This window comes from Stieleria sp. JC731, from assembly GCF_020966635.1.
Lineage (GTDB): Bacteria > Planctomycetota > Planctomycetia > Pirellulales > Pirellulaceae > Stieleria.
On record NZ_JAJKFQ010000020.1, the window covers coordinates 1 to 610 of the forward strand.

1 protein-coding gene is annotated in these 610 nt (G+C 53.6%); it reads left to right on the forward strand.

Going from position 1 to position 610, the window contains the following annotated elements:
* Nucleotides 1–529: hypothetical protein (locus LOC67_RS22725; RefSeq protein ID WP_230265131.1), on the forward strand; the 529-nt coding region annotated here is incomplete at its 5' end.
* Between the last annotated feature and the right edge of the window lie 81 nt (nt 530–610).

Here is a 610-nt window from a genome sequence, read left to right on the forward strand (position 1 = left end):
CGGTGAACGGGGACGTTATGCGAATAGAGCGATGCATCGTACCTACCTGATTCTCACCATATTGACGATGGTTGCCGGATGCTCGCCACGAAATTCAAACGCTCCAAATGTAGGCAACGACGCTACCAGCGCTCGCCCTGGGAATGCGATCCGCGACTTCGAGGCCGTCTGGCGTTCAATCGATCACCCGCAGTTCAAGATCTACGTGGGGCAGAAACGCTGGTTCGTATTTCGCGAAGGGCCGACCGAATTGCGGGTGTGGGGTAAAATCGATCTCGTCCCGTCGTCAAAAATGCCTTCCGTCCTCGATGCGACGCTACGCGAGTTTGAAGCTGACGATCAGGAACTATTGACGCAGTTAAACGAACGTGGTTCGATTGATATAACTTTCGTCCGAGACGGTGACTTTCTTCGCGTATTCGCAGCGGACGTCGGGGAATGGAAATTGGAAGGAGTCTATCGATATGAAAGTGACGACACACCAGCTAAGGGTTACGACAACGTACACGATTGGGGAACGGACGCATAACAATCGGATGCACGTGAGTCGCCGAGTTGAGGTTTTTGAAGTGGTGAGTCGTTCGCGGCGACCACGTGATCCGTCCCGTTC